This window comes from Bacteroides sp. LFL-34 (assembly GCF_027257075.1).
Classification (GTDB): Bacteria; Bacteroidota; Bacteroidia; order Bacteroidales; family Bacteroidaceae; genus Bacteroides; species Bacteroides ovatus.
The window spans coordinates 95,913-121,414 of record NZ_JAPQKZ010000006.1; the positions used below are offsets into that span (position 1 = coordinate 95,913).

13 protein-coding genes are annotated in these 25,502 nt (G+C 43.0%); 11 read left to right on the forward strand and 2 right to left on the reverse strand.

Going from position 1 to position 25,502, the window contains the following annotated elements; genetic code table 11:
- Nucleotides 1–19 precede the first annotated feature (19 nt).
- From N5O98_RS05235 to N5O98_RS05245, 3 genes are read left to right on the forward strand one after another with little or no spacing between them, the layout of a single operon-like run.
- The gene (locus N5O98_RS05235) at nt 20–1,207 is read left to right on the forward strand and encodes a family 43 glycosylhydrolase (RefSeq protein ID WP_004307753.1); all 1,188 of its coding nucleotides are present in this window, start codon (nt 20–22) and stop codon (nt 1,205–1,207) included.
- Nucleotides 1,204–2,871, forward strand: coding sequence for an arylsulfatase (locus N5O98_RS05240; RefSeq protein WP_004298622.1), 1,668 nt, complete (start codon nt 1,204–1,206; stop codon nt 2,869–2,871). The genes N5O98_RS05235 and N5O98_RS05240 overlap by 4 nt, the downstream gene beginning before the upstream one ends.
- Before the next feature lie 5 nt (nt 2,872–2,876).
- A complete protein-coding gene (locus N5O98_RS05245) occupies nt 2,877–5,081 on the forward strand; it encodes a glycoside hydrolase family 2 protein (protein WP_085931445.1) in 2,205 nt (734 codons plus the stop codon).
- A 169-nt stretch (nt 5,082–5,250) separates the two neighbouring features.
- On the opposite strand, the gene N5O98_RS05250 is transcribed toward N5O98_RS05245, so the two are convergent.
- Nucleotides 5,251–5,694 (reverse strand): VOC family protein, encoded by a 444-nt coding sequence (locus N5O98_RS05250; protein WP_004302766.1) that lies wholly within the window; start codon nt 5,692–5,694, stop codon nt 5,251–5,253.
- A 683-nt stretch (nt 5,695–6,377) separates the two neighbouring features.
- On the opposite strand from N5O98_RS05250, the gene N5O98_RS05255 reads away from it, so the two are divergent.
- The 7 genes from N5O98_RS05255 to N5O98_RS05285 all read left to right on the forward strand — a co-directional run bounded on the left by N5O98_RS05255 (nt 6,378) and on the right by N5O98_RS05285 (nt 19,847).
- Nucleotides 6,378–7,406, forward strand: a complete 1,029-nt coding sequence (locus N5O98_RS05255; protein ID WP_004302765.1) for a Fic family protein — start codon at nt 6,378–6,380, stop codon at nt 7,404–7,406.
- A gap of 188 nt (nt 7,407–7,594) precedes the next feature.
- Entirely contained in the window at nt 7,595–9,244 is a 1,650-nt protein-coding gene (locus tag N5O98_RS05260) for a DUF6377 domain-containing protein (RefSeq protein ID WP_004307755.1), read from the forward strand.
- 212 nt (nt 9,245–9,456) lie between these two features.
- Nucleotides 9,457–12,456 (forward strand): SusC/RagA family TonB-linked outer membrane protein, encoded by a 3,000-nt coding sequence (locus tag N5O98_RS05265; protein ID WP_050541648.1) that lies wholly within the window; start codon nt 9,457–9,459, stop codon nt 12,454–12,456.
- 42 nt (nt 12,457–12,498) lie between these two features.
- Nucleotides 12,499–13,962 carry a RagB/SusD family nutrient uptake outer membrane protein gene (locus N5O98_RS05270; RefSeq protein WP_373187401.1) on the forward strand — a complete coding sequence of 488 codons (1,464 nt, stop codon included), beginning with the start codon at nt 12,499–12,501 and terminating at the stop codon, nt 13,960–13,962.
- Nucleotides 13,963–13,998: 36 nt separating this feature from the next.
- Nucleotides 13,999–15,513, forward strand: a complete 1,515-nt coding sequence (locus tag N5O98_RS05275; RefSeq protein ID WP_004307758.1) for a SusF/SusE family outer membrane protein — start codon at nt 13,999–14,001, stop codon at nt 15,511–15,513.
- 14 nt (nt 15,514–15,527) lie between these two features.
- The gene (locus tag N5O98_RS05280; protein WP_004307759.1) at nt 15,528–17,306 is read left to right on the forward strand and encodes a glycoside hydrolase family 66 protein; all 1,779 of its coding nucleotides are present in this window, start codon (nt 15,528–15,530) and stop codon (nt 17,304–17,306) included.
- A gap of 36 nt (nt 17,307–17,342) precedes the next feature.
- The gene (locus N5O98_RS05285; RefSeq protein WP_032855760.1) at nt 17,343–19,847 is read left to right on the forward strand and encodes a glycoside hydrolase family 31 protein; all 2,505 of its coding nucleotides are present in this window, start codon (nt 17,343–17,345) and stop codon (nt 19,845–19,847) included.
- A gap of 46 nt (nt 19,848–19,893) precedes the next feature.
- Here the strand turns inward: N5O98_RS05285 and N5O98_RS05290 are convergent, their stop codons facing one another.
- Nucleotides 19,894–23,955 (reverse strand): hybrid sensor histidine kinase/response regulator transcription factor, encoded by a 4,062-nt coding sequence (locus N5O98_RS05290; protein ID WP_032855755.1) that lies wholly within the window; start codon nt 23,953–23,955, stop codon nt 19,894–19,896.
- 332 nt (nt 23,956–24,287) lie between these two features.
- On the opposite strand from N5O98_RS05290, the gene N5O98_RS05295 reads away from it, so the two are divergent.
- Nucleotides 24,288–25,487 (forward strand): glycoside hydrolase family 88 protein, encoded by a 1,200-nt coding sequence (locus N5O98_RS05295; RefSeq protein WP_032855756.1) that lies wholly within the window; start codon nt 24,288–24,290, stop codon nt 25,485–25,487.
- The last annotated feature ends 15 nt before the right edge of the window (nt 25,488–25,502 follow it).

Genomic DNA, 25,502 nt, shown 5'->3' on the forward strand with positions numbered 1-25,502 from the left:
ATATTAAAAACATGATTCCATGAAGTCTGCCCCGCAACGGCCTATTTTTGTATCCGTAAACATAAAACAGAAATATATGAAATTGATTTTGCGATTAGGATTGATCTTGTTTACAGGATTTATTTCCATCTCTACAGCATCAGCACAGTTATATGGAACGGCAGATACAAACGCTCCGGAACTACGTGTTCCGACATCTGTAAAGCCGGCATTTGATTATTGGATGAGGGACACTTGGGCTACACTGGGTCCCGACGGTTATTATTATATCACAGGAACCACCTCTACTCCCGATCGTTACTTTCCGGGACAGAGGCATTGCTGGGACTGGAACGACGGTTTGTACCTGTGGCGTTCCAAAGATATGAAGTCTTGGGAAGCCAGAGGACAAATATGGTCGATGGAAAAAGACGGAACCTGGCAAAAAAAGCCGAAAGTATATAAAGCAGGAGAGAAATATCAGAAGAAATCCATCAACGGTGATCCGATGGACAACCGCTTCCATGCAGTGTGGGCTCCGGAAATGCATTATATCAAAAGCGCGAAGAACTGGTTTATCGTTGCCTGCATGAATGAGTCGGCAGGTGGGAGAGGTTCTTTCATTTTGCGGAGCAAGACCGGAAAGCCGGAAGGACCGTACGAGAATATCGAAGGTAATAAAGACAAAGCCATCTTCCCGAATATCGACGGAAGTTTGTTCGAAGATACGGACGGTACTGTCTACTTTGTCGGGCACAACCATTATATCGCCCGTATGAAACCGGATATGAGCGGATTTGCCGAGGAACTGAAAACATTGAAAGAGAAAAAATATAATCCGGAACCGTATATTGAAGGAGCGTTTATCTTCAAATATGATAACAAATATCACCTCGTACAGGCTATATGGTCGCACCGTACGTCGGAGGGAGATACCTATATCGAGAAAAAGGGAGTAACCTCGCCGAAGACACGTTATAGTTACGACTGCATCATCTCGACAGCCGATAATGTGTATGGTCCCTATAGCGAACGCTACAATGCCATCACGGGAGGAGGACACAACAATCTTTTCCAGGATAAGGATGGAAACTGGTGGGCTACCATGTTCTTCAATCCGCGTGGGGCACAGGCGGCGGAATATAAAGTGACGTGCCGTCCCGGATTAATTCCGATGATCTATGAGAATGGTAAATTCAAACCCAACTTTAATTATAATACCAAATGAAAACTTCTTTATTGATAGCAGGCAGCCTGGCTCTGGTCCCGATGACGTATGCGCAGGACAAACCGAATATTATTATCATACTGGCAGACGATTTGGGCTTCTCCGATCTCGGCTGTTTCGGTGGTGAGATTCATACACCGGTACTGGATAAACTGGCAAAGAATGGCGTCCGTATGACGCAGATGTACAACAGTGCCCGTAGTTGCCCGTCGCGTGCCAACCTGTTGACGGGACTTTATCCGCATCAGACGGGATTGGGACACATGGACGGCAGTCATCCTGCCTGGCCGAAAGGATATTCCGGTTTCCGTTCCAATTCGGACAACGTCACGATTGCAGAAGTCCTGAAAGATGCCGGATATTTTACGGCTATGTCAGGAAAGTGGCATTTGGGGAATAAGTCGAATCCTATTCTTCGTGGTTTCCAGGAGTATTACGGTTTGTTGGGCGGATTCAACTCTTTCTGGAATCCGGCAGTATATACCCGTTTGCCGAAAGACCGTACGCCCAGACACTATGAGGAAGGAACTTTCTACGCTACCAATGTGATAACGGATTATGCGATTGACTTTATCGACCAGGCACATCAGGAGAAGAAACCGTTGTTCCTGTATCTGGCCTATAACGCTCCCCATTTCCCTTTGCACGCACCGAAAGAAGTGACCGATAAATATATGTCTCTCTATATGCAGGGATGGGACAAGATTCGTGACGCCCGCTGGAAACGGATTGTGGACCTGAAACTTATGCAGGGAAAGCCGGCACTTAGTCCGCGTGGTGTAGTTCCCGAAAGTCTGTTTGAAGATGAAACGCATCCGCTACCGGCATGGGATTCATTGACGAAAGATCAGCAGACCGACCTCGCACGCCGTATGTCCATTTTTGCCGCTATGGTAGATGTGATGGACGCGAACATCGGCCGGGTAGTGGATGAATTGAAGAAAAACGGTGAGTTGGACAATACGTTTATCATGTTTATGTCCGATAACGGAGCTTGTGCCGAATGGCACGAATTTGGCTTCGACAAACAGACCGGAGTCGAATACCATACCCATACCGGAGAAGAACTCGACCAGATGGGTTTGCCCGGAACCTATCATCATTACGGTACAGGCTGGGCAAATGTCTGCTGCACGCCGTTCACGCTCTATAAACATTATGCACACGAAGGAGGTATTTCCACTCCGTGTATCATTTCCTGGGGTAATCATGTGAAGAACAAAGGCGGACTGAATCATCAGCCTGCACAATTCTCCGATATCATGTCTACCTGTGTGGAACTGGCAGGAGCCACTTATCCGAAAGAATATCAGGGAAGAGCGATTCTGCCTACGGCAGGTCAGTCTATCCTTCCGATTGTGAAAGGAAAGAAGATGCCCGAAAGATATATTTATGCCGAGCATGAAGGCAACCGCATGGTGCGTAAAGGTGACTGGAAGCTGGTTTCCGCCAACTTCAAGGGAGATGAATGGGAATTGTACAACATCAAGGAAGACCGTACCGAACAGCACAACCTGATCGGTAAATATCCTGAAATGGCAAAAGAATTGGAAACAGCCTATTTCGAATGGGCGGACAAGAGTGATGTTTTGTATTTCCAGAAAATGTGGAATACCTACAATAAGAATCGACGGAAAGATTTTAAAGAATATAAAACCCGCTAATGCTTATGGATAAGAGAATCTTACTAACTCTGGCTTTAGGAGCCATGTCGCAGGTGTTTACCCATGCATGGGAGCCTAAAGGAGATAAAATTAAAACAGTATGGGCTGAACAGGTGACGCCGGAAAATGTGTGGCAAAGTTATCCTAGACCACAGTTGCAACGGGCAGAATGGATCAATCTGAACGGATTGTGGAAGTATGCCGTAACGGATCAGAACACGCCTCGGAAGAACGTTTCCTTTGAAGGGGAAATCCTGGTTCCGTTTGCGATTGAATCATCTCTGTCCGGAGTGCAGAAAACATTTCTTCCTACGGATAAACTATGGTATCAACGTGAGTTCACCTTAGATCCTTCCTGGAAGAACAAATCTACTATCCTGCATTTCGGAGCAGTGGATTATGAATGTCAAGTATGGGTGAATAACCGGTTGGTCGGTACGCATAAAGGAGGAAACAACCCGTTCTCGTTCGATATTACTAAATACCTGAAGAAGAGTGGCCCTCAAAGCATTGAAGTAGCCGTCACCGACCCGACGGACACGGAGTCTATCTCCCGAGGAAAACAGCAACTTAACCAGGAAGGTATCTGGTACACGCCTGTATCGGGCATTTGGCAAACTGTGTGGCTGGAAGCGGTGAATAAAACCTATATTCGTCAGGTACTTCCTTCCACTGATATTGAGAGAAAATCCGTGAAGCTGGCTTTCGATATAATCGGAGCCAAAGGCAATGAAGAAGTGAAAATAGAAGTGTTGGATGATGGCAAAGTAATCAAGACGGTGGAACAGAAGTTGACTAATGCGATAGAAATAGACGTTCCGAACGCTGTCTTATGGTCTCCCGAATCTCCGAAACTGTATCATTTGAATATTGTCTTATCCAATGGAGGACGTGTTTTAGACCGGGTAAAGAGTTACTTTGCCTTGAGAAAAGTAGATGTCCGTAAAGATGAATGTGGATACAACCGTATTTGCCTGAATAACCAACCCATCTTCCAATACGGTCCGCTGGATCAAGGCTGGTGGCCCGACGGATTGTTGACTCCTCCTTCCGAGGAAGCGATGCTGTGGGACATGGTGCAGTTGAAAAAGATGGGATTCAATATGATCCGTAAACATATCAAAGTAGAACCGGAGCAATATTATTATTACGCCGATTCCCTGGGATTGATGATGTGGCAAGACATGGTTTCCGGTTTTGCTACGTCAAGGAAGAAGGAGGAACACGTCAATCCGTTGGCTACTACTGATTGGAACGCCCCCGAAGAACACACCCGCCAATGGCAAAAAGAAATGTTCGAGATGATCGACCGTCTCCGTTTCTATCCCTGTATCACTACCTGGGTGGTTTTCAATGAAGGATGGGGACAGCATAACACGGTGGAAATCGTAAATAAAGTGATAAAATACGACGATACACGCCTGATAAACGGAGTGACCGGCTGGACGGACAGAGGCGTAGGCGATATGTACGACGTACATAATTATCCTGTCACTTCCATGATTCTGCCGGAGAACAACGGTAACCGCATTTCCGTACTGGGAGAATTCGGCGGCTATGGCTGGGCGATCAAGGAACATATCTGGAATCCGAATATGAGGAACTGGGGGTATAAGAATATAGACGGAGCAATGGCTCTGATTGATAGTTACGGCCGTCTGGTATATGATTTGGAAACGCTGATTGCCCAAGGGTTGAGTGCGGCTGTTTATACACAAACCACTGATGTGGAAGGAGAAGTGAACGGCCTGATTACTTACGACCGGAAAGTAACTAAAATACCGGAAGGCTTGTTACACCTGATGCACAACCGTTTGTATGAAATCACTCCCGTGAAAGCGGTTACTTTGATTGCAGACAGTCAGAACGGAAGCAAGAATACCCGCCTTGTCGGTATGAACGGTCAGGAGCTGAAAATGACTTCTTTGCCTTTCGACTGTCCCCCTCGTTCTACGGTAGTATCAGAAGCTACTTTTAAGGTGGATAAGGATTTCAATCATCTGTCTTTATGGCTGAATGTTGCCGGAGAAGCCAAAGTTTGGCTGAATGGTGTAGAAGTCTTTGCGCAGGAGGCAAAGCAGACCAGGCAATATAATCAATATAATATCAGCGATTACAGCCGTTACTTGCGGAAAGGAAGTAATCTGTTGAAAATCGAAGTGAAAGATAGCAAGAAGATGAGATTCGATTATGGGTTGAGGGCTTATTAATCAGATTCATATTCTACTTTGTGAGTTTCTTGTTATAAAGTTGAAAGGCAAGTGAATATCTGCAATATCAAGTTAATGTATGAGCCCCATAGCGATGTCACTATAGGGCTCATTAACTATCATTTTTCCGGCTCACTCGTATGGGCACATTTCTTTATAACAAACTTTCTTATTGAAATTTCTTATCTTCTTCGAGGAGCTCCTGGCTACATTGCTCCGGTGCTAGAGGGGTAAAGAGTTCTATCAGGTTTTCTTCGGGATCGCGCAGGTATAGGGTACGCATCCCCCAATCGGGCATATCCGTAGGTTCGGTGATAAACGTCACGCCTTTTGCTTTTAGATCGGCAAAAGTTTCGTCGAGGTTATCTACACTGAATGAAACCATTAATTTCTCACGCATCGCAACGGGCTGTTGCTTATCTGCATTGCCTACCGCAGGTGCCATCCAGTCGGATACAAAAAGGGTGAAGCCTTCTATCCCGTCAGCTACTTTAAAATTGGCATATCCGCTATTTTCATCTCCCCAGGATGGCTCTAATCCGAGTTGTTCGGTGTAGAACTTGAAGCATTTGGCGAAGTCTTTCACTAATAATCTTACGTTGCTGAATCTCATGGTTTACTGATTAATAGTTTGTAATTTGTTTCTTATATCAAAATGCAAATATAATCATTCTATTGGATAGCGTTTCAAAAAACTGTATTTACCTCATTAGTGCATAGAAACGAGTTAAACGTTGCGCTAATGAATGGGTCCAGGGTGAGGGGTGGTGAGGGTAGATTTATAACTTTCGTATTTTTTTTGAGGATAAAAAAGGAGATAGTATAGAAAATAATAAAATAAAAGGTTATAAATCTACCCTCACCACCCCTCACCCTGGACCCATATCTTATAATAAAAAGATAACGGGGAATCTTAAAAACTCAATCATCTTTTTCAGATTTACCACAACGTTTCCAGAATACTCCATTATTTTATTCAAAACCGTACAGAGAATGAGCCAAACCCGTACGTAAATGAACTATTTCACCACAGAGGACAGTCAGAAGATCCATACTGAACAGATGAGATTATCTGAAATCCAGAATAAAGAATTACAGGATAAAATTGCTGTGATAAATAAGAATTCTGAAGAATAGATCAAAGCAATGCAGAAACAATATGAGACTACTAACAGGTAGCTGAAGATTTTCATATCGGCTCAAAAGAGTCCTATACACTGTAATTATTGGCTCATTTTGAGCCGATATATTAATAATATTATGTATTTTTGAGCCGATATAATCAATTAAATAGCAATGGAAGAAGAAATTCAACAATATCTTCGTTTTCATCCTCTATCTTCTAGGTCAGAATTAATGGAGGGAGTGAATACTAAAGTAAGTGTCGCCACATTCAAGCGTTTATTAGCTGCCATGATTTCCGCTGGAAGTATTGAAGTCATAGGGCAAGGACCTGCCACATGTTATAAACTAACACCACAAACGTTTGTTACAAGTTATTTCGACTTAGAATCATACTTTCGGAAAGAAGTTGATGAGCGTGAAATTCAACAAGCTTTCAATTTCAGCCTTATTCCTGATATATTGCCTAATGTTGACCCTTTCACGATGGACGAACGGAAACATTTAACGGCTCTTCAAGAAACGTTTAGAAGAAATGTATTAGAAATGACAGACGGAGAGTACCGGAAAGAAATGGAAAGGTTAGGTGTGGATCTTAGTTGGAAGTCTTCTCAAATTGAAGGGAACACATATAATCTTCTTGAAACGGAAAGACTTTTGCTGGAAAAAGAAGAAGCAAAAGGTAAAACTAAAGAAGAAGCCATTATGCTACTAAATCACAAGGAAGCTCTTGATTTTATTTTAGATAATCCTGATTATCTTCAGTATTTATCAATAAGAAAGATTGAAGACATTCATAGTATCCTTATTAAAGAACTGGGAGTTGAGCGTCATATTCGTTCTCGGCGTGTTGGTATTACGGGTACGAATTATCGTCCACTTGATAATGAATATCAAATAAGAGAAGCTATGGAAGACACTTGTCAATTAATTAATAATAAGCAGAGTATCTTTGATAAAGCTTTCCTAGCTTTAGTTCTGTTATCTTACATTCAGCCATTTGCTGATGGTAATAAACGTACTGCCCGTATAACAAGTAATGCAATACTTATAGCCAACGGTTATTGTCCTTTATCATTTCGTTCAGTTGATTCTATCGACTATAAGAAAGCTATGTTAGTTTTCTATGAACAAAATAATATATATCCATTTAAGAAAATATTTATAGAACAGTTTGAATTTGCTGTGAATACATACTTTTGAATTTATCTGTATATTGATGGTTGTTCCAACGATAACATTATTATAAATATAATAATTATGTTCATAATAAATTTGTAATGCTTCCTGTTTTAATACAAGATTGTTCATTCCGTCTGCAGTAATTTTCTCCTGAAAGCCGGAAGTTTCTGAAAGACTTTTATCTTTGCAACTATAATACATACGGCACTATGAAAAAAGTGATTCTGATTTTTGTGACAATCGTCCTTTCCGGTCTGCTTTATGCAAAAGATAATAAGAGTACCGATGCGTTACTTCGTGAGATTGATGGTATCATTAAAAATCGTCAGACTTATGGAGCGGAAAAGGAGGCGCGTATCGCTGACCTGAAGAAATTGTTGGCGGAGGCTACTTCCGATGAACAACGATATGGTTTTTGCGGACGTCTTTTCGATGAATACCGGGCTTATAATCTGGATTCGTCTTTTGTCTATGCTCAACGGAAAGAGGAACTGGCGCATCGCATGGATAAACTGGATTACCTGGATGATGCTGCCATGAATATGGCGGAAGTGATGGGAACTACCGGAATGTATAAAGAAGCGTTGGAACTATTGGGGCAGATTAATAAGAAAACGTTGCCCGATTATCTCTATGGTTACTATTATCATCTGTATCGCACTATTTACGGATTGATGGGAGATTATGCCGTTACGGAGAAAGCCAAGAAAGAGTATTATCGAATGACGGATCTGTATCGTGACTCTCTTCTGCAGGTCAACGCTTCCGACTCTTTGGGGCACGTATTGGTGATGGCGGATAAGTGTATCGTACATGCTCAATACGATGAAGCCATCCGTATGCTGATGAAATATTACAACAAACCTTCTTTGGATGACCATTCAAAAGCAATGCTTACTTATACTCTCTCCGAGGGTTACCGGTTGAAAGGCGACAAGCAGGGGCAAAAACATTACCTGGCCCTTTCGGCTATTGCCGACCTAAAATCGGCAGTAAAGGAATATGTATCTTTGCGCAAACTCGCTTCTCTTGTCTACGATGAAGGGGATATTGACCGTGCCTACAATTACCTGAAATGCTCCTTAGAGGATGCCACTCTTTGTAATGCCCGCCTTCGTACGTTAGAAATCTCGCAAGTCTTTCCTATCATTGACCAGGCTTACCAATTGAAAACCAAACGGCAGCAGCAGGAGATGAAAGTATCATTGATTTGTATCAGTTTGCTTTCCGTATTTTTGTTGGTTGCCATTTTCTTCGTTTACAAACAGATGAAAAAGGTTGCTGCCGCACGTCGCGAAGTGGTCGATACCAATACGTTGCTGCAAGAACTGAACGAAGAACTTCACGACTCTAATTCGCAACTGAAAGAGATGAACCATACGCTTTCGGAAGCCAACTATATCAAGGAGGAATATATCGGCCGATATATGGACCAATGCTCCACTTATCTCGACAAGATGGATTTATACCGTCGTTCCCTGAATAAAATTGCCGCTGCCGGAAGAGTGGAAGAACTATATAAAGCCATTAAATCTTCTCGATTCCTTGACGAAGAACTGAAAGAGTTTTATGCAAACTTCGACATGACTTTCCTGCAACTCTTCCCCAATTTTGTGGAGGAATTTAATGCGCTGCTCACAGAACCCATGCAACCCAAACCGGGAGAACTGTTGAACACCGAACTCCGTATCTTTGCCCTTATCCGGCTGGGGATTACGGACAGTACCAAGATAGCGCAATTCCTCCGTTATTCCGTGACTACCATTTATAATTACCGGACCCGTGTCCGTAACAAAGCTTTGGGAGAAAGAGATGAATTTGAGACTAAAGTAATGCAAATAGGGAAGGTGGAAGAATAAGAAAATTACTACTTTTTTAGTCTGACTTCTATTTTATAACGTTCTTATATTTAGTGGTTTATGCTGTGAGACACTGTATAAATCACTATATTTTTGCTATCTGCTTTAAGAAGCAGTATGAAATGTGGATACTTTTGTTTCACGGTCATTTCAGCAATGACACAGAGAACGAAAACAAAAGTAACCCTAATATTAACTTTAAATTAATGTACATGAAACAGAGTATGAAGTCGAAAGGCTTTGAACGCCGCCTCTTATTAATAATGTGGGGCTTGTTCCTATCTCTTAGTGCATTCGCACAACAGATTTCAATAAAAGGACATGTAGTAGATGCCACAGGTGAACCGGTGATCGGTGCCAGTGTGGTGGAAGGACGTACAACGAATGGTACGATAACCGATGTAGACGGTAATTTCTCATTAAGCGTTCCGGCTAACAGCACGCTGACTATCTCTTTTGTCGGCTATAAAACGCAGACAGTTCCGGTGAACGGGAAAAACTCGTTGAAAGTAACCTTGCAGGAAGATACGGAAGTATTGGACGAAGTTGTTGTAGTAGGTTACGGAACGATGAAAAAGAGCGATTTGACTGGTGCCGTATCTTCTGTCGGAGTGAAGGACATCAAAGACTCTCCGGTAGCTAATATCGGTCAGGCAATGCAGGGAAAAGTATCCGGCGTGCAGATTATCGATGCCGGTAAGCCGGGTGATAATGTCACCATTAAAATCCGCGGTTTGGGTACGATCAATAACAGTAACCCGCTGATTGTCATTGACGGAATTCCTACCGACTTGGGATTGTCTTCCCTCAATATGGCTGATGTGGAACGGGTAGACGTATTGAAGGATGCTTCGGCAACAGCTATCTATGGTTCCCGTGGTGCCAACGGTGTGGTGATGATTACCAGCAAACGTGGTGCCGAAGGTGCCGGAAAAGTAACGGTAAACGCAAACTGGGCTATTCAGAACGCTACTAAAGTGCCCGATATGCTGAATGCTGCGCAATATGCTGCCTTGAGCAATGATATGCTGTCTAATAATGATGATAATACAAACCCTTATTGGGCAGATCCTTCTTTATTGGGAACAGGAACGAACTGGCTGGATGAGATGCTACGTACGGGAGTGAAACAAAGCTATTCGGTTAGCTATTCCGGTGGTACGGAAAAGGCACATTACTATGTATCCGGCGGTTTCCTCGACCAGTCCGGTATCGTGGAAAGCGTTAATTACCGTCGTTTCAACTTTCAGGCAAATAGTGATGCCCAGGTTAATAAATGGTTGAAGTTCACTACTAATCTGACATTCAGTACGGACGTGAAAGAAGGAGGAACTTACAGCATCGGAGATGCGATGAAAGCACTCCCCACCCAGCCGGTGAAGAATGATGACGGTAGCTGGAGCGGTCCCGGACAGGAAGCGCAATGGTATGGAAGTGTCCGCAATCCGATCGGTACGTTGTACATGATGACGAACGAGACGAAAGGATATAACTTTCTGGCAAATATCACCGGAGAGATTGCCTTTACCAAATGGTTGAAGTTGAAAAGCACCTTCGGTTATGACGCCAAATTCTGGTTTGTAGACAACTTTACTCCGGCTTACGACTGGAAACCGAATCCGGTAGAAGAATCTTCCCGCTATAAGAGTGACAACAAATCATTTACCTACCTGTGGGATAATTATTTTGTATTCGACCATACTTTCGCCCAAAAACATCGTGTAGGGGTGATGGCAGGTTCTTCCGCCCAGTGGAACAACTATGATTACCTGAATGCTCAAAAGAATATCTTCATGTTTGATAATATCCATGAGATGGACAACGGCGAGAAGATGTACAGCATCGGTGGCAGCCAGAGCGACTGGGCACTGCTCTCTCTGATGGCACGTCTCAACTATTCTTACGAAGATAAATACCTGCTTACAGCCACTGTGCGCCGTGACGGTTCCTCCCGCTTCGGTAAGAACAACCGTTGGGGAACATTCCCTTCCGTTTCTCTGGCATGGCGTATTTCGCAGGAAGAATGGTTCCCGAAAGACAACTCTCCGGTGAATGACCTCAAACTGCGTATCGGATACGGTGTGACCGGTAATCAGGAAATTGGTAACTACGGCTTTGTGGCTTCCTATAATACGGGAGTTTATCCTTTCGGCAACAACAACTCCACCGCTTTGGTATCTACCACCCTTTCCAATCCGAATATTCATTGGGAAGAGGTACGCCAAACCAACTTCGGTGTGGATATGAGTCTGTTCAATTCACGTGTCAACCTTTCGCTGGATGCCTACATCAAAAAGACGGCAGACATGTTGGTGAAAGCTTCCATCCCTATCACCTCCGGTTTTGAAGATACTACTGAAACCTTTACCAATGCCGGCAAAATGCGCAACAAAGGAGTGGAAATGACCCTGCGCACCATCAACCTGAAAGGTCTTTTCTCTTGGGAATCTGCTTTAACGGCCACCTATAACAAGAATGAAATTCTGGACCTGAACAGCGAAACTCCGATGTTTATCAATCAGATGGGTAACTCATACGTGACTATGCTTAGAGCCGGTTATCCGATCAATGTATTCTACGGATACGTGACCGACGGACTTTTCCAAAACTGGGAGGAAGTAAACCGCCACGCCACCCAACCGGGAGCAGCTCCGGGGGATATCCGTTTCCGGGATTTGAATAACGATGGAGTCATCAATGATGAAGACCGTACCGTTATCGGCAACCCGAATCCGAACTGGTTCTTCTCTTTAAGCAATAATTTCTCTTATAAGGGATGGGAACTCTCCGTTTTCCTGCAAGGCGTATCGGGAAACAAGATTTATAACGCCAACAATGTTGACAACGAAGGAATGGCAGCCGCTTACAACCAAACCACAGCCGTATTGAACCGCTGGACGGGTGAAGGTACCAGCAACTCTATGCCCCGCGCCATTTGGGGAGACCCGAACCAGAACTGCCGTGTATCCGACAGGTTTGTGGAAAACGGTTCCTATCTCCGTCTGAAGAACATCACGCTTTCGTATACACTGCCTAAAAAGTGGATGCAAAAGATTCAACTGGAAAATGCCCGCATCTCTTTCTCTTGCGAGAATGTGGCAACTATCACCGGATATTCCGGCTTCGACCCGGAAGTGGATATTAATGGCATCGACAGCAGCCGTTACCCGATTTCACGTACTTTCAGTATGGGCTTGAACTTTAACTTTTAAATCAGGAGAAAGAATATGAAAAAGATAATAACTTTGGTATTTATGTCTGCCGTGCTGGCATTGACATCGTGCAACGATTTCTTGGATAAATATCCCAAATATGGCGTCGATCCCGAATCGGAAGTGACGAATGAGATTGCTGTGGCACTGACTACTGCCTGCTACAAGACTCTTCAGTCATCTAATATGTATAACCAGCGTATTTGGAGCCTCGACATCATCGCAGGCAACAGTGAAGTAGGAGCCGGAGGAGGTACTGACGGTTTGGAGACTGTTCAGGCTTCCAATTTCATTGCCCAGAGCGATAACGGCTTTGCCTTGTATGTATGGCGTTCTCCGTGGGTTGGGATCGGACGTTGCAACATCGTGCTTTCCAATTTGCCTTCAGCATCTGTCTCCAATGAGATAAAGACCCGTTGCATGGGTGAAGCTTATTTCCTGCGTGCACATTATTATTATATTCTGGTTCGTTTGTACGGAGGGGTGCCTTTGCGCTTGGAGCCGTTTGAACCGGGAGAATCTGCGGATATTGCCCGTAATACGGTAGATGAGGTATATGCTCAAATTCTTTCCGACTGCAAAAATGCAGTGAATATGCTTCCTCCGAAAAGCAGTTATGGAGATGCTGACAGGGGACGTGCCTGCAAAGAGGCTGCAATGGCGATGCTGGCGGATATTTACCTGACACTGGCTCCCAACCATCGCGACTATTATAATGAAGTAGTGACCTTGTGCAATAACATTGCTGCAATGGGATATGATCTGACTCAATGCAATTATGCTGATAACTTTAATGCGACGATCAATAATGGTGCGGAATCTCTCTTCGAAGTGCAATACTCCGGTAGTACGGAATATGACTTTTGGGGCGGCGATAATCAAGCGTCCTGGTTGTCTACTTTCATGGGACCACGTAATTCGGGTATGGTAGCCGGTGCTTATGGATGGAACCTGCCTACGGAAGAGTTTGTCAAGCAATACGAAGACGGTGATTTGCGGAAAGACATCACTGTGTTGTATCAGGGTTGTCCTGCTTTTGACGGTATGGAATACAGACGTTCCTGGTCGAATACGGGTTATAACGTACGTAAGTTCCTTGTGTCGAAAACCGTCTCTCCGGAGTATAATACCAACCCCAACAACTTTGTAGTATACCGTTATGCGGATGTCTTACTGAAGAAAGCGGAAGCTTTGAATGAGCAGGGACATCCGGATCAGGCTGCCGAACCATTGAATATCGTTCGTAAGCGTGCCGGACTGACAGAGCTGCCGACTACTCTGACGCAGACCGAAATGAGAGAAAAGATTATTCACGAACGTCGGATGGAACTTGCTTTTGAGGGACATCGCTGGTTCGATATGATCCGGGTTGATAATGGAAATTATGCATTGACATTCCTGAAATCTATCGGTAAGAATAATGTGACCAAAGAACGTCTCCTGTTGCCTATTCCGCAGACGGAGATGGACTCCAATCACCTGATGACTCAAAATCCCGGTTATTAATCCGTTTTATAATCATTCATTTAGACAAATAATATGATGAAGAAATATATATATCAGTTGTTATGCTCTCTTTTCATCGGTGGAACGATGGTTGCTTGTACCGAGGATTATATGGAGACAGATAAAGGACATGATACCCTCACCCTTTCGGTGAATCAGCAGGAGTTGGTGTTGAACGAAAAGAACCATAGTCAGGAGGCGCTGGCGCTTTCATGGACTACCGGAACGAATTATGGAAGCGGTAACCGTATCTCTTATACGCTGGAACTGGCGAAAGCCGGAACGGACTTTGCGAATCCTTATTCGGTAGATTTGGGTACGGGAACGTATCAATGGACTAAGAAAGTGGAAGAACTTAACCAATTTCTGCATACGCAGTTCGGTATCGGTTATGCCGTGAAAGCGGAGTTGGAAGCACGTATCACAGCGGTTGTTGCCGGAATGGAAGATCAGAAACAGATTGCGACGGCTGCCTTTACGGTGACTACTTACCAGCCGGTTACTACGACGCTTTACCTGATTGGTGATGCTACTCCGAACGGATGGAGCGCCGATAACGCAACGGCAATGGAACGTACGGATAACGGACAATTTACATGGACAGGAAAGCTGAATACCGGATCGTTTAAATTTATAACGACCTTAGGAGAATTCCTGCCGTCGTACAACCGTGATGCTACTGCCGAAGAAGGATTCAAACTGACCTACCGTACATCGGGTGACCAACCGGACGAACAGTTCACAATCAGTAAAGAAGCAACTTATATCGTAAAAGCAAACCTGCTCGACCTGACATTAACACTTACCGAAACGGAAGATATTGGCTGGAGATATGAAGAATTTTTCATTGTCGGTTCGTTTACGGGTAACAATGGTTGGGGATTTGAAGCACTGTCTAAAGATGCTGTTCAGATGAACCTGTTCCATTATGGAGCCGTGATTCCCTGGAAGGCGGACGGAGAATTTAAATTCGCTTCTGTGACAGATTTCGGTCAGGCGGATGCTTTCTTCCATCCTACCGTGGCTAATGCTCCGTACACTTCGACATCCGTAGTGCTTGGAGGTGACGATAATAAATGGCAGATGAAGGAAGCCGAATGTGGCAAGCCTTATAAAGTATGGTTCTACACAGGAAAAGGAAAAGAAAAGATGCTGATGCGTCCGTTCACTCCTTACGAAGGACTGTATCTGGTGGGTGAGGCAACTCCGAACGGATGGGATTTAGGCAATGCTACTCCGATGACTAAGAGTGCTGACAGTCCTTACATCTTTACCTGGAGCGGCACACTGAAAACAGGTGAGATGAAGATATCCTGCGATAAACAGTCAGACTGGAACGGGGATTGGTTTATGGCGGATAAGAGCAACAAGGCTCCGACGGGAGAAGTAGAAACGGCATTGTTTGTTGCTAAGTCGGATGCGGAGTTGAGCAGTATGTATCCGGATGCAGATTTGGGTAGTTTGGATTATAAGTGGAATATTCAGGAAGCCGGTTCTTATCGGATTACGATTGACCAGTTGAAAGAGACGATTTCGATTGTGAAACAATAAAACAAGAATTCAAGATGAAGAAAATAATATATTGGGTGGCTGCTTTTCTGTGTATGGCTTGCAGTGACGATCATGGGTCGAACCAGGAGAATGGAGGAGCTTCGGGCAGTGTCACCGAAGTGACTCCGGTAACATCGGATTTAAGTGTGGACCTGTCTACGGATAAGGCTTTCTATAAACCGGGGGAGAAAGTGGTATTTACAGCAGAAGCTGCGTTGCCTGCCGGAACTAAAGTTCGTTATCGTCTTTTAGGGGAGGTTGTCGGAGAAGAGTCGGTAAATGGTACCAGTTGGACATGGCAACCGCCTACTACTGATTTCAAAGGATATATGGCGGAACTGTACCGTCAGGAGAATGGTACAGATGTGATTGTCGGTACGATTGCGGTAGATGTATCCAGTGATCCGGCACGTTTTCCGCGTTATGGTTTTGTCGCTGATTTCAGTCGGGAGAAGACGGCTGAAAAGACACAGGAAGAGATGGCGTATCTGAATCGTCATCACATCAATTGGGTACAGTTTCAGGACTGGCATAATAAGCATCACTGGCCGTTGGGCGGTACACGCACACAGTTGGACGAAGTATATATGGACATCGCTAACCGGGAGGTTTATACAAGTTCGGTGAAAAATTACATTGAAGCGCAGCATCGTTTCGGTATGAAGTCTATGTTTTACAATCTTTGTTTCGGGGCGTTGAAGGATGCCGCTACGGACGGGGTGAAGGAGGAATGGTATTTGTTTAAGGATGCTTCTCACACTACTAAAGATAGTCATGATCTGCCGGGCGGATGGAAAAGTAATATTTATCTGGTAGATCCTTCTAATAAGGAATGGCAGAAATATTTGAACGAGAGGAATGATGATGTATATGTGAACTTTGCCTTCGACGGCTATCAGATAGACCAGTTGGGACGACGCAGCACGCTTTACAATTACAATGGTATTCCGGTCAATCTGCGTGAGGGATATGCTTCTTTTATTGAAGCGACGAAGCAGGCTCATCCGGACAAGAGTTTGGTGATGAATGCGGTCAGCCGTTACGGTGCCCGTCAGATAGGGGAGACAGGTAAAGTTGATTTCTTCTATAATGAAGTGTGGGCGGATGAGGCTGATTTTACCAATCTGAAAGCCATTCTTTATGAAAATGGAGTCTATGGCAATTATCAGTTGAATACGGTTTTTGCAGCTTATATGAATTATAATAAAGCGGATAACCGGGGAGAATTTAATACGCCGGGTATCTTATTGACAGATGCTGTCATGTTTGCTTTGGGTGGTTCGCACCTTGAGTTGGGAGGCGATCACATGTTGTGCAAAGAGTACTTTCCGAATGAGAACCTGACAATGAGCGAAGAACTGAAAACAGCGATGGTTCGTTATTATGATTTCCTGACTTCTTATCAGAATCTGCTTCGTGACGGTGGTACGGAAAATAGTGTTTCCATGAATTGTACCAATGGCGAAATGAGATTGAATAGTTGGCCTCCTCAACAGGGATCGGTTACTACTTATGCCAAGCAGGTAGGTGGCAAGCAAGTGATACATCTTCTTAATTTCTCGCAAGCGAACAGTCTTAGTTGGAGAGATGTGGACGGTACGATGCCGGAACCGGCTTTGATTACAAAAGCGGCTTTGCAAATGAATCTGTCGGCAAAGGTGAATAAGCTGTGGGTAGCGTCGCCGGATGTACACGGAGGAGCTTTGCAGGAATTGGCCTTTACACAGGAGAACGGAGTTGTCTCTTTCACATTGCCTTCCCTGAAATATTGGACGATGATTGTGGCTGAATAAAGCGGCTGCTACAGAATAACTAAAATGATAGGTATGATGATTAGATATAGATTATGGGTGTGGGTGTTGTGCCTGATGTTTCCAACATGGGTTTGGGCGGAAAATGAGATACGTACGTGCACTTCTTTTACACAACAAGGACGTCAGGTGACTTTTCACCTGACGGACAGTGCCGCCTTGCAATTGCAACTTTGCAGCTCTTCCGTCGTGAAAATCTGGTTCTCACCCGACGGGCAATTGCAACGAAGAAATGCTTCGTTTGCAGTGATTAATGAAGAACTGGAAGAGGTAGGAACTATTCATGTGGATGAACAGGCGGCCTGTTACGAGATATTTACTCCGAAGTTGCGTATCCGGGTGAATAAATCTCCGATGAGTCTTCAGATATTCGATAAATATCAGAAACTTCTGTTTAGCGATTATGCCGATAAAGCCCATGTCAGTGAAGGAACGAAGAAAGTGGAATATAAAGTGCTTCGTCGTGACGAGCACTTCTTCGGACTTGGTGAGAAAGCGGGAAAGATGGACCGTCGTGGCGAGTCTTATAAGATGTGGAATAGTGACAAACCTTGTTATAGCGTGGTAGAAGATCCTCTTTACAAAAGTATTCCTTTCTTTATGAGCAATTACCGGTATGGTATTTTCCTTGATAACACCTATAAGACGGAATTCAAATTCGGAACAGAAAGCCGTGATTATTACAGCTTTGAAGCGCCGAACGGGGAAATGGTATATTACTTTATCTTCGGTAAAGACTATAAAGAAATCATCAGCCAATACGTCAGACTGACCGGAAAACCTATCATGCCGCCGAAATGGGCGTTGGGTTTTGCTCAATGCCGCGGTCTGTTGACAAGTGAAAAGCTAAGTCGTGAGATAGCCGAAGGCTACCGGAAACGGGGAATCCCTTGTGATATTATCTATCAGGACATCGGCTGGACAGAATACTTGCAGGATTTCGAATGGCGCAAAGGAAACTATGAAAACCCTAGGAAGATGCTTTCGGATTTGAAAGAGATGGGTTTTAAGGTAGTCGTATCTCAAGACCCGGTAATTGCACAAGCCAACAAAAAACAATGGGAAGAAGCAGACCGCCTGGGCTATTTTGTAAAGGACAATACGAACGGTAAAAGCTACGATATGCCCTGGCCGTGGGGTGGAAACTGCGGAGTGGTGGACTTCACTCTGCCTGCCGTAGCCGACTGGTGGGGAACCTATCAGCAGAAACCTATTGACGATGGTGTCTCCGGCTTCTGGACAGACATGGGTGAACCTGCCTGGAGTAACGAGGAGCAGACGGAACGCCTGGTGATGAAGCACCATCTCGGTATGCACGATGAAATCCATAACGTCTATGGCCTGACCTGGGATAAAGTGGTGAAGGAGCAATTTGAAAAGAGGAATCCGGACCGTCGTGTTTTCCAGATGACTCGTGCTGCTTATGCCGGCTTGCAACGTTATACGTTTGGCTGGACGGGTGATAGCGGAAACGGAGACGACGTACTGCAAGGTTGGGGACAATTAGCCAATCAGATTCCTGTAATGCTTTCCGCCGGATTGGGATTAATCCCATTTTCTTCCTGTGATATCACCGGTTACTGTGGGGATATTGAGGATTATCCGGCTATGGCCGAACTCTATACCCGTTGGATTCAATTCGGTGCATTCAATCCTTTGAGTCGTATTCACCATGAGGGAGATAACCCGGTGGAACCGTGGCTTTTCGGACCGGAAGCGGAAAAGAACGCGAAAGCGGCTATCGAGCTGAAATATCGTTTGTTGCCGTATATCTACACTTACGCCCGCGAAGCGTATGATACAGGATTGCCTATCATGCGGCCTCTGTTTCTGGAATATCCAATGGATATGGAAACTTTTTCTACGGATGCCCAATTCCTGTTCGGTCGTGAATTGTTGGTAGCTCCCGTGGTGAAGAAAGGTGCCCGCACAAAGAACGTGTATCTTCCCGAAGGTACATGGATAGACTATAACAACAAGCAGACGATCTACACCGGAGAGCAATGGACTACCGTTGATGCTCCCTTGTCCTCTGTTCCTATGTTTGTGAAGCAAGGTTCTATCATCCCCACCATGCCGGTGATGAACTACACCCATGAGAAACCGGTATATCCACTTACTTTTGAAATCTTCCCCGCACAGGAGGGTGCACAGGCTGCCTTTACTCTTTACGAAGATGAAGGAGAAGACTTAGGATATCAGCGTGATGAATTTGTCAAAACACCGATTATTTGCAGCACTCTGGCAAATGGATATGAACTGACCGTCTCTGCCCGTGAAGGAAAAGGATACACTGTTCCCGGTCCGAGAAATCTGTTGTTCCGTATTTATTCTGCGAAAGCCCCGAAGGAGGTAACTGTCAAAGGAAAGAAGATAAAGAAAACTAAACCGGAACGTTTGGAAGAAAATCTGGAGAATGACACTGAAACTGTGGTATGGAGTTGGGATAAAGAAACTGGTGTATGTAGTGTGCGAATGCCTGATAAGGGAGGTAATGAGCAGATTATGATTGCTTTTAAATAAGTGGTGAAGCGTGCAAGGTACTTTTGTCTTGCACGCATCCATATTACTATATTGAGTGATTATCTTTTTGTTCTTGGTGAAACTTACGATAGGCAGTAGGAGACATTCCGAAATACTCCTTAAAGCTTTTTCCAAAATAGTTTAATGAGCTGAACCCCAGCTGGAAACTGATGTCGCTAATGTTATATTCTTCATTTTCCCGAAGCATTTTTGCAGCAGTTTTCAGTTTTATATTTTGAATAAAATAATGAGGAGATTCCCCTGTTATCTTTTTCATTTTCAGGAATAGCTTTGTCCGGCTTAGTCCTAATTCTGAACATAACAGGGTGACGTTAATATCTCCGTTTCCTTCTTCCAACTTGGTTTGTACAATTCTTATTATATGATCGATGAAATCTTGGTCGAGCTTATTGCTGGTCAGTTGCTCTGCACTACTGTTTTCTAAAGTTTTGTATCGTTCCTGTAATTTTCGTCTGTTATTTAGTAGGTTAATGCATTTTGCGATCAGAATTCTGATATTAAATGGTTTGGTGATATAATCATCGGCTCCACAATTGAGTCCTTTAATATTGTGTTCCACACTACTAAGTGCCGTGAGCAGAATGACCGGAATATGGCTAGTGTCAAAATGAGACTTTATCCTCGCACATAGATTTATACCGGAGATGCCGGGCATCATCACATCTGATAAAATAAGATCCGGTGAATTGAGCTGTGCGATTTTGAATGCATCTTCACCATTCTTTGCTTCATAGATTTCAAAAATGGGCTCAAATATCTCTATGAGTAATTTCCTCAATTCATCGTCATCCTCAACGATAAGTAAAGTCGATGAATGATCGAAATCCTTCTTTTGCTGTATGATGAAATCTTCCAGATTTTCCAAGCTCTCTTCTTCATTCTCTATACTAATCGGGTTATTGATTATCCCTGTGTTCTTTTCATTCTCTATGATGGTGATATTCTTATCTTCTTTAAAGTGCTCATTACCGATTGGTAATTCGACAATGAATGAACTACCTTTTCCTACTTCACTTTCAACCGTTATTTGTCCATGATGTGCCTTTACAATATTGAGTGACAGTGATAAGCCTATCCCTGTTCCGGTGTTGGATAGTTCGCTGTTTACAGAGTTGTTTACTTGAAAGAAACGTTCAAAGATTCGTTCTGTCATGTCTTTAGGTATCCCAATGCCGGAATCATTAAATGTTATAATTACGGAAGACGCAGAAGTCGTTATTTTGATCTCGACTGTTCCATTTTCCGGAGTGAATTTGAAAGCATTCGATAGAATGTTATTGAAAACCTTTTGTAGTTGTACTTCATCAAACCACGTGCACTGGCTTTTTTGGTCGAACACAAAATTGAAATGAATATTCTTTAGTTCGGCATAGCTAACGAACGAATCATATATTTCCTGCGTGAATAGAATTATATCCTGCTGTTTGACTGTTAACGTGAAATTTTCTTTGTTGTATTTCAAGAAGTCGAGTAGTTCATTGATTAAAGTACCCATTTTGGCAGCCCTGTTATGTACCTCACGCAAGCTGTTCTGGATAGTAGACAATGAGTAATTTGACATAAGAATAAGTTCCAGTTGTCCGGATATTAATGCGATCGGTGTTTTTAACTCATGTGATATATTCCCGAGGAAACGCATTTTGGACTCATTTATCGCGTCTTTTTGTAGTTTATCCCGTCTTTCAAGTTCCAGTGAATTTCTTAACAATAACTTGGATCGGTAGAAATAGGCAATGCTGATAATGATGGCTAATATTAGCAACGTATATAATAGATAAGCGTACCAGGTGGCATAAACAGGAGGGATAATCGTGATCCCCAGACTGATTTCATTAAGTTCGGTTTCATCTTTAAAGGAAATGTTTCTTACTTTTAACTTATAGTCTCCATAAGGTAAGTTCATGTAGTTGATTGATTTTTGGGGATGAAATTCAATCCAGCTATTGTTATACCCATCCAGTTTATATTGATATTTGGATTGTCCGAGATTTACGAAGTCATTGATTCCGATTTCGACAGATATATTATTCTCATAATGTTTCAATTTGATATGATCTGTTGCAAAAAGAGAACGAGGCAATATCCGAGAAGAATCATTTGCCGACACTTCTTTGTTATTAACAAATAGTTTGGAAAAGAACATTTTAGTGGGTAGACTTTCTGGAAACAAATTATTTTCAGAAATCATGGCAAGGCCGTTTATTCCTCCCATGATGATACGGCTATCACTGCTTTTCATTATGTCACCCGGAATCATCGACGGCAAGACGAATTTGTTTTGTGATTTATAATTATAGCTTCTTTTTGTTTTGAGATCGATATAGGATAAGCCGTTTGCACTGGTGACCAAAAGTTGATGATCGGACAGAGGATAAACGGCACTTAGATAATCACTATCGAGGTTACTGTTTTTGCAGTTTATTTGTTCGAGCCTATCTTGAGTAGGATGATAAATAAGAATACCTGCACCTAATGTGGTGGCTATGATACGATTGCTATTATCCTGAATAAGAGACGTAATGGTATTCTTAGAAGAAGCGGTGATTTTAGCAAGATATTTGTCAAGACTGCGTACATAATTCTGTTTGATACTGTAATAGCACAGGTTATTCCCTCCAATCCACAAGTTGTCCTGCTTGTCTATCATCAATGAGTTTACAGCATAGATGTATTTGTCGAGAAGGTGTAGCTTTTGAATGCTGTAATCTTCCAGGTTCATATAATATACCCCCGAAAGCGTACCCAGATATAAGATATCTTTATGACGGATGATAGCCTGAACTATTTCCGACCGTTTCGTATGGTCGGACGGGTCGATAGTGAAATGTTTGAATTCTTTTTTATCAATCGAGTAACTGCAAAGTCCGCCGAGATGAGTCCCAATCCATACTGTACTGGATGTATCATCATAATATAAGGTCTTGATATTATTGTGGGATATTGTATTGTTCTCTTTCGTATAGTATGTATATGAATCTGTCTCGGGTAGATAGGATACCAACCCGTCTCCTTCTGTACTGATCCATAGCCGTCCTGTCTTGTCTTCTATAATCTTGCTGATTACGGGTCCGATACCGGCGTGCCCCAGTTTCAGATTATTATATTCAAAGATGTCAGTATGCGGATTGTAGTAATCCAAGCCTCCATAGTAGGTACCGAACCACATTGTGCCTTGATCGTCTTTCATAATAATCCAGACAGAGAGGTTGCTTAGTCCCGCACTACCCTCTTTTTCCAGACCATAAAAACTGATATCACCTGTTTGCGAGTTGATAACATTCAATCCTAACATGGTTCCTATCCAGATATTTCCGTTATTATCTTCACATACTGTTCTTACATAATTGCTGGCTAAGGTAGCTTCCGTGTATTGGATAACGTCGCCCGATGGAGTTAGTTTGAATAATCCTTCATTCAGGGTGCTCACCCAGATGTTGTTCCGGCTATCTTCGTTTATCGATATAATTTCACTGCGGGTAGTCAGTACTTTCTGTTGCCTGCCTGATAGATCAATAGTAAATACCCCGTCATGTTTGGTGCCGATATATAATAATTTGCCGGACGTTTCTTTCAGCGATGAGATGCTTAGGTTGTTGCCATCAATTTTGTATTTGGCCTGGCATATACCTTCTTTATAATTATAGACACTATCCAATAAACCGATCCATAATGAGTTGGTACCATAATTGAAGGCAATGGACGGCAATATCTGTGTGTTTGGCTGGCTGAATATGATACGGCTTTCCTCTTTTATCAGGTCATATTCAATGATGCTGTAATCCGTATTGACATATAGGTGCCCTTTCTTGTCTCCACAGATTGTCGGAACAAGGTTGGACTGTATCCAGTTGTTTATTCCCATGAAGTTGACTGACTCAATATAATTTCCATTATATTTCTTCACACCGTCTTTAGTTCCAATCCATAAGATACCCGATTCATCCTGATAAAGTCCGTTAATCGTAATTTGGGGAAACATGGAATTGAGTGATAAATGCTGGAAGTTTACCGTCTCGAATCCAGTGATGGATGAGACGCATGAAACCAGCATAAATATAATAGCGACTAGTCTGTTATGTTCAGGCATATATTAAAAGCGTTAATTAAGTTTCTATTGTTTCCAAAACTTCTTATATTTAGTTTTGGTATTAATCTTAGGGATTCATATAATGGGGGACTATTATTATATATCTTATATCTGATAGCAGGTTCGATAATCACAAATGTATCGTTATTTTTTGAGATAATGAAACAAAAAACGGTTTGTAATAGGGATATGAACAAAATTATGGAACCTTTGGAACTTTTTTATCCAATGCTGCTTCCCGTAATCTCCTACTTTTGCTCTTGCTATCGGGAGAAAACCTTTGCATGGATCTTTAAATTTTTAATATATCTCAAATTATAAGCAAAGAAAATATGAAAAATTATGTGGCGATATGTCTGCTCTCATTGATGGTATCAGGATGTGCGAAAACCTTGGAACCTTCTATGGAACGCATGGTCGATGATGCCCTGAACCGGGCGGTAGAACAATATAAGTATATGTACTCTGTCATGGATTCTATTCCGGAGATGTTACCCCGTTCGATAGATAAGAATGGCGCGCTTGAAACCTCGGATTCTTATTTCTGGACGAGTGGCTTTTATCCCGGGACTCTTTGGTATTTGTATGAATATACCGGAGATGAGCAGCTCAAGGAGATGGCTTCCAAGATGAGTGATAGAGTCGAGATCCAGAAGTATAATAAAGATAATCATGATGTCGGTTTTATGATAAACTGTTCTTTCGGAAATAAATACCGGCTATTGGGCGATACTTCCTGCCGGGATATAATCACTACTACAGCCCGGTCATTATCTACGCGTTACCGTTCTGCTGTAGGATGCACACGTTCATGGAGTCATCCGGGCACTTTGCATTGGCAGTTTCCTGTAATCATTGACAATATGATGAACCTTGAATTACTTTGTCGGGCAACGGAGTTCTCTGGTGATAAACGTTTCTATGATATGGCAATTTCTCATGCTGATAAAACAATGGAGAATCATTTCAGACCGGATTATAGTTGTTATCACGTGGTGAATTATGATACAATTAGCGGCCATGCACTTCAGAAATGTACATGGCAAGGGTATAGTGACGAATCGGTATGGAGCAGGGGACAGTCTTGGGCATTGTATGGATATACTATGATGTATCGGGAAACGAAACAACCACGTTATCTGGAACAGGCAAAGCATATTGCCAGCTTCCTTCTTAATCATCCGAAGATGCCTCAGGATAAGATTCCTTATTGGGACTTTGACGATCCAAAAGTTCCGGATGCCTTGAGAGATGCTTCAGCTGCTGCCATTATGGCTTCTGCTTTACTGGAATTGTCGGGTTATGTAGACAAGGTAACCGGACAAGGATATATCACTGTTGCCGAAACACAGCTTAGAACATTGGCTTCGGATGAGTATCTGGCAAAGCCGGGAGAAAACTGCAATTTCATACTTAAACACAGCGTAGGCTTTTTACCACAGAATAGCGAAGTGGATGTCCCCCTGACTTATGCAGATTATTATTTTGTAGAAGCATTAATGAGGTATAGAGCTATGCACTTGAAAGAATAGAGTTACTAACTAAAA

Excerpts from the sequence above, each read along its gene's own strand:
- N5O98_RS05235 (WP_004307753.1), top strand. The coding sequence starts at position 20 with ATGAAGTCTGCCCCGCAACGGCCTATTTTTGTATCCGTAAACATAAAA.
- N5O98_RS05240 (WP_004298622.1), top strand. The coding sequence starts at position 1,204 with ATGAAAACTTCTTTATTGATAGCAGGCAGCCTGGCTCTGGTCCCGATG.
- N5O98_RS05245 (WP_085931445.1), top strand. The coding sequence starts at position 2,877 with ATGGATAAGAGAATCTTACTAACTCTGGCTTTAGGAGCCATGTCGCAG.
- N5O98_RS05250 (WP_004302766.1), bottom strand. The coding sequence starts at position 5,694 with ATGAGATTCAGCAACGTAAGATTATTAGTGAAAGACTTCGCCAAATGC.
- N5O98_RS05255 (WP_004302765.1), top strand. The coding sequence starts at position 6,378 with ATGGAAGAAGAAATTCAACAATATCTTCGTTTTCATCCTCTATCTTCT.
- N5O98_RS05260 (WP_004307755.1), top strand. The coding sequence starts at position 7,595 with ATGAAAAAAGTGATTCTGATTTTTGTGACAATCGTCCTTTCCGGTCTG.
- N5O98_RS05265 (WP_050541648.1), top strand. The coding sequence starts at position 9,457 with ATGAAACAGAGTATGAAGTCGAAAGGCTTTGAACGCCGCCTCTTATTA.
- N5O98_RS05270 (WP_373187401.1), top strand. The coding sequence starts at position 12,499 with ATGTCTGCCGTGCTGGCATTGACATCGTGCAACGATTTCTTGGATAAA.
- N5O98_RS05275 (WP_004307758.1), top strand. The coding sequence starts at position 13,999 with ATGAAGAAATATATATATCAGTTGTTATGCTCTCTTTTCATCGGTGGA.
- N5O98_RS05280 (WP_004307759.1), top strand. The coding sequence starts at position 15,528 with ATGAAGAAAATAATATATTGGGTGGCTGCTTTTCTGTGTATGGCTTGC.
- N5O98_RS05285 (WP_032855760.1), top strand. The coding sequence starts at position 17,343 with ATGATTAGATATAGATTATGGGTGTGGGTGTTGTGCCTGATGTTTCCA.
- N5O98_RS05290 (WP_032855755.1), bottom strand. The coding sequence starts at position 23,955 with ATGCCTGAACATAACAGACTAGTCGCTATTATATTTATGCTGGTTTCA.
- N5O98_RS05295 (WP_032855756.1), top strand. The coding sequence starts at position 24,288 with ATGAAAAATTATGTGGCGATATGTCTGCTCTCATTGATGGTATCAGGA.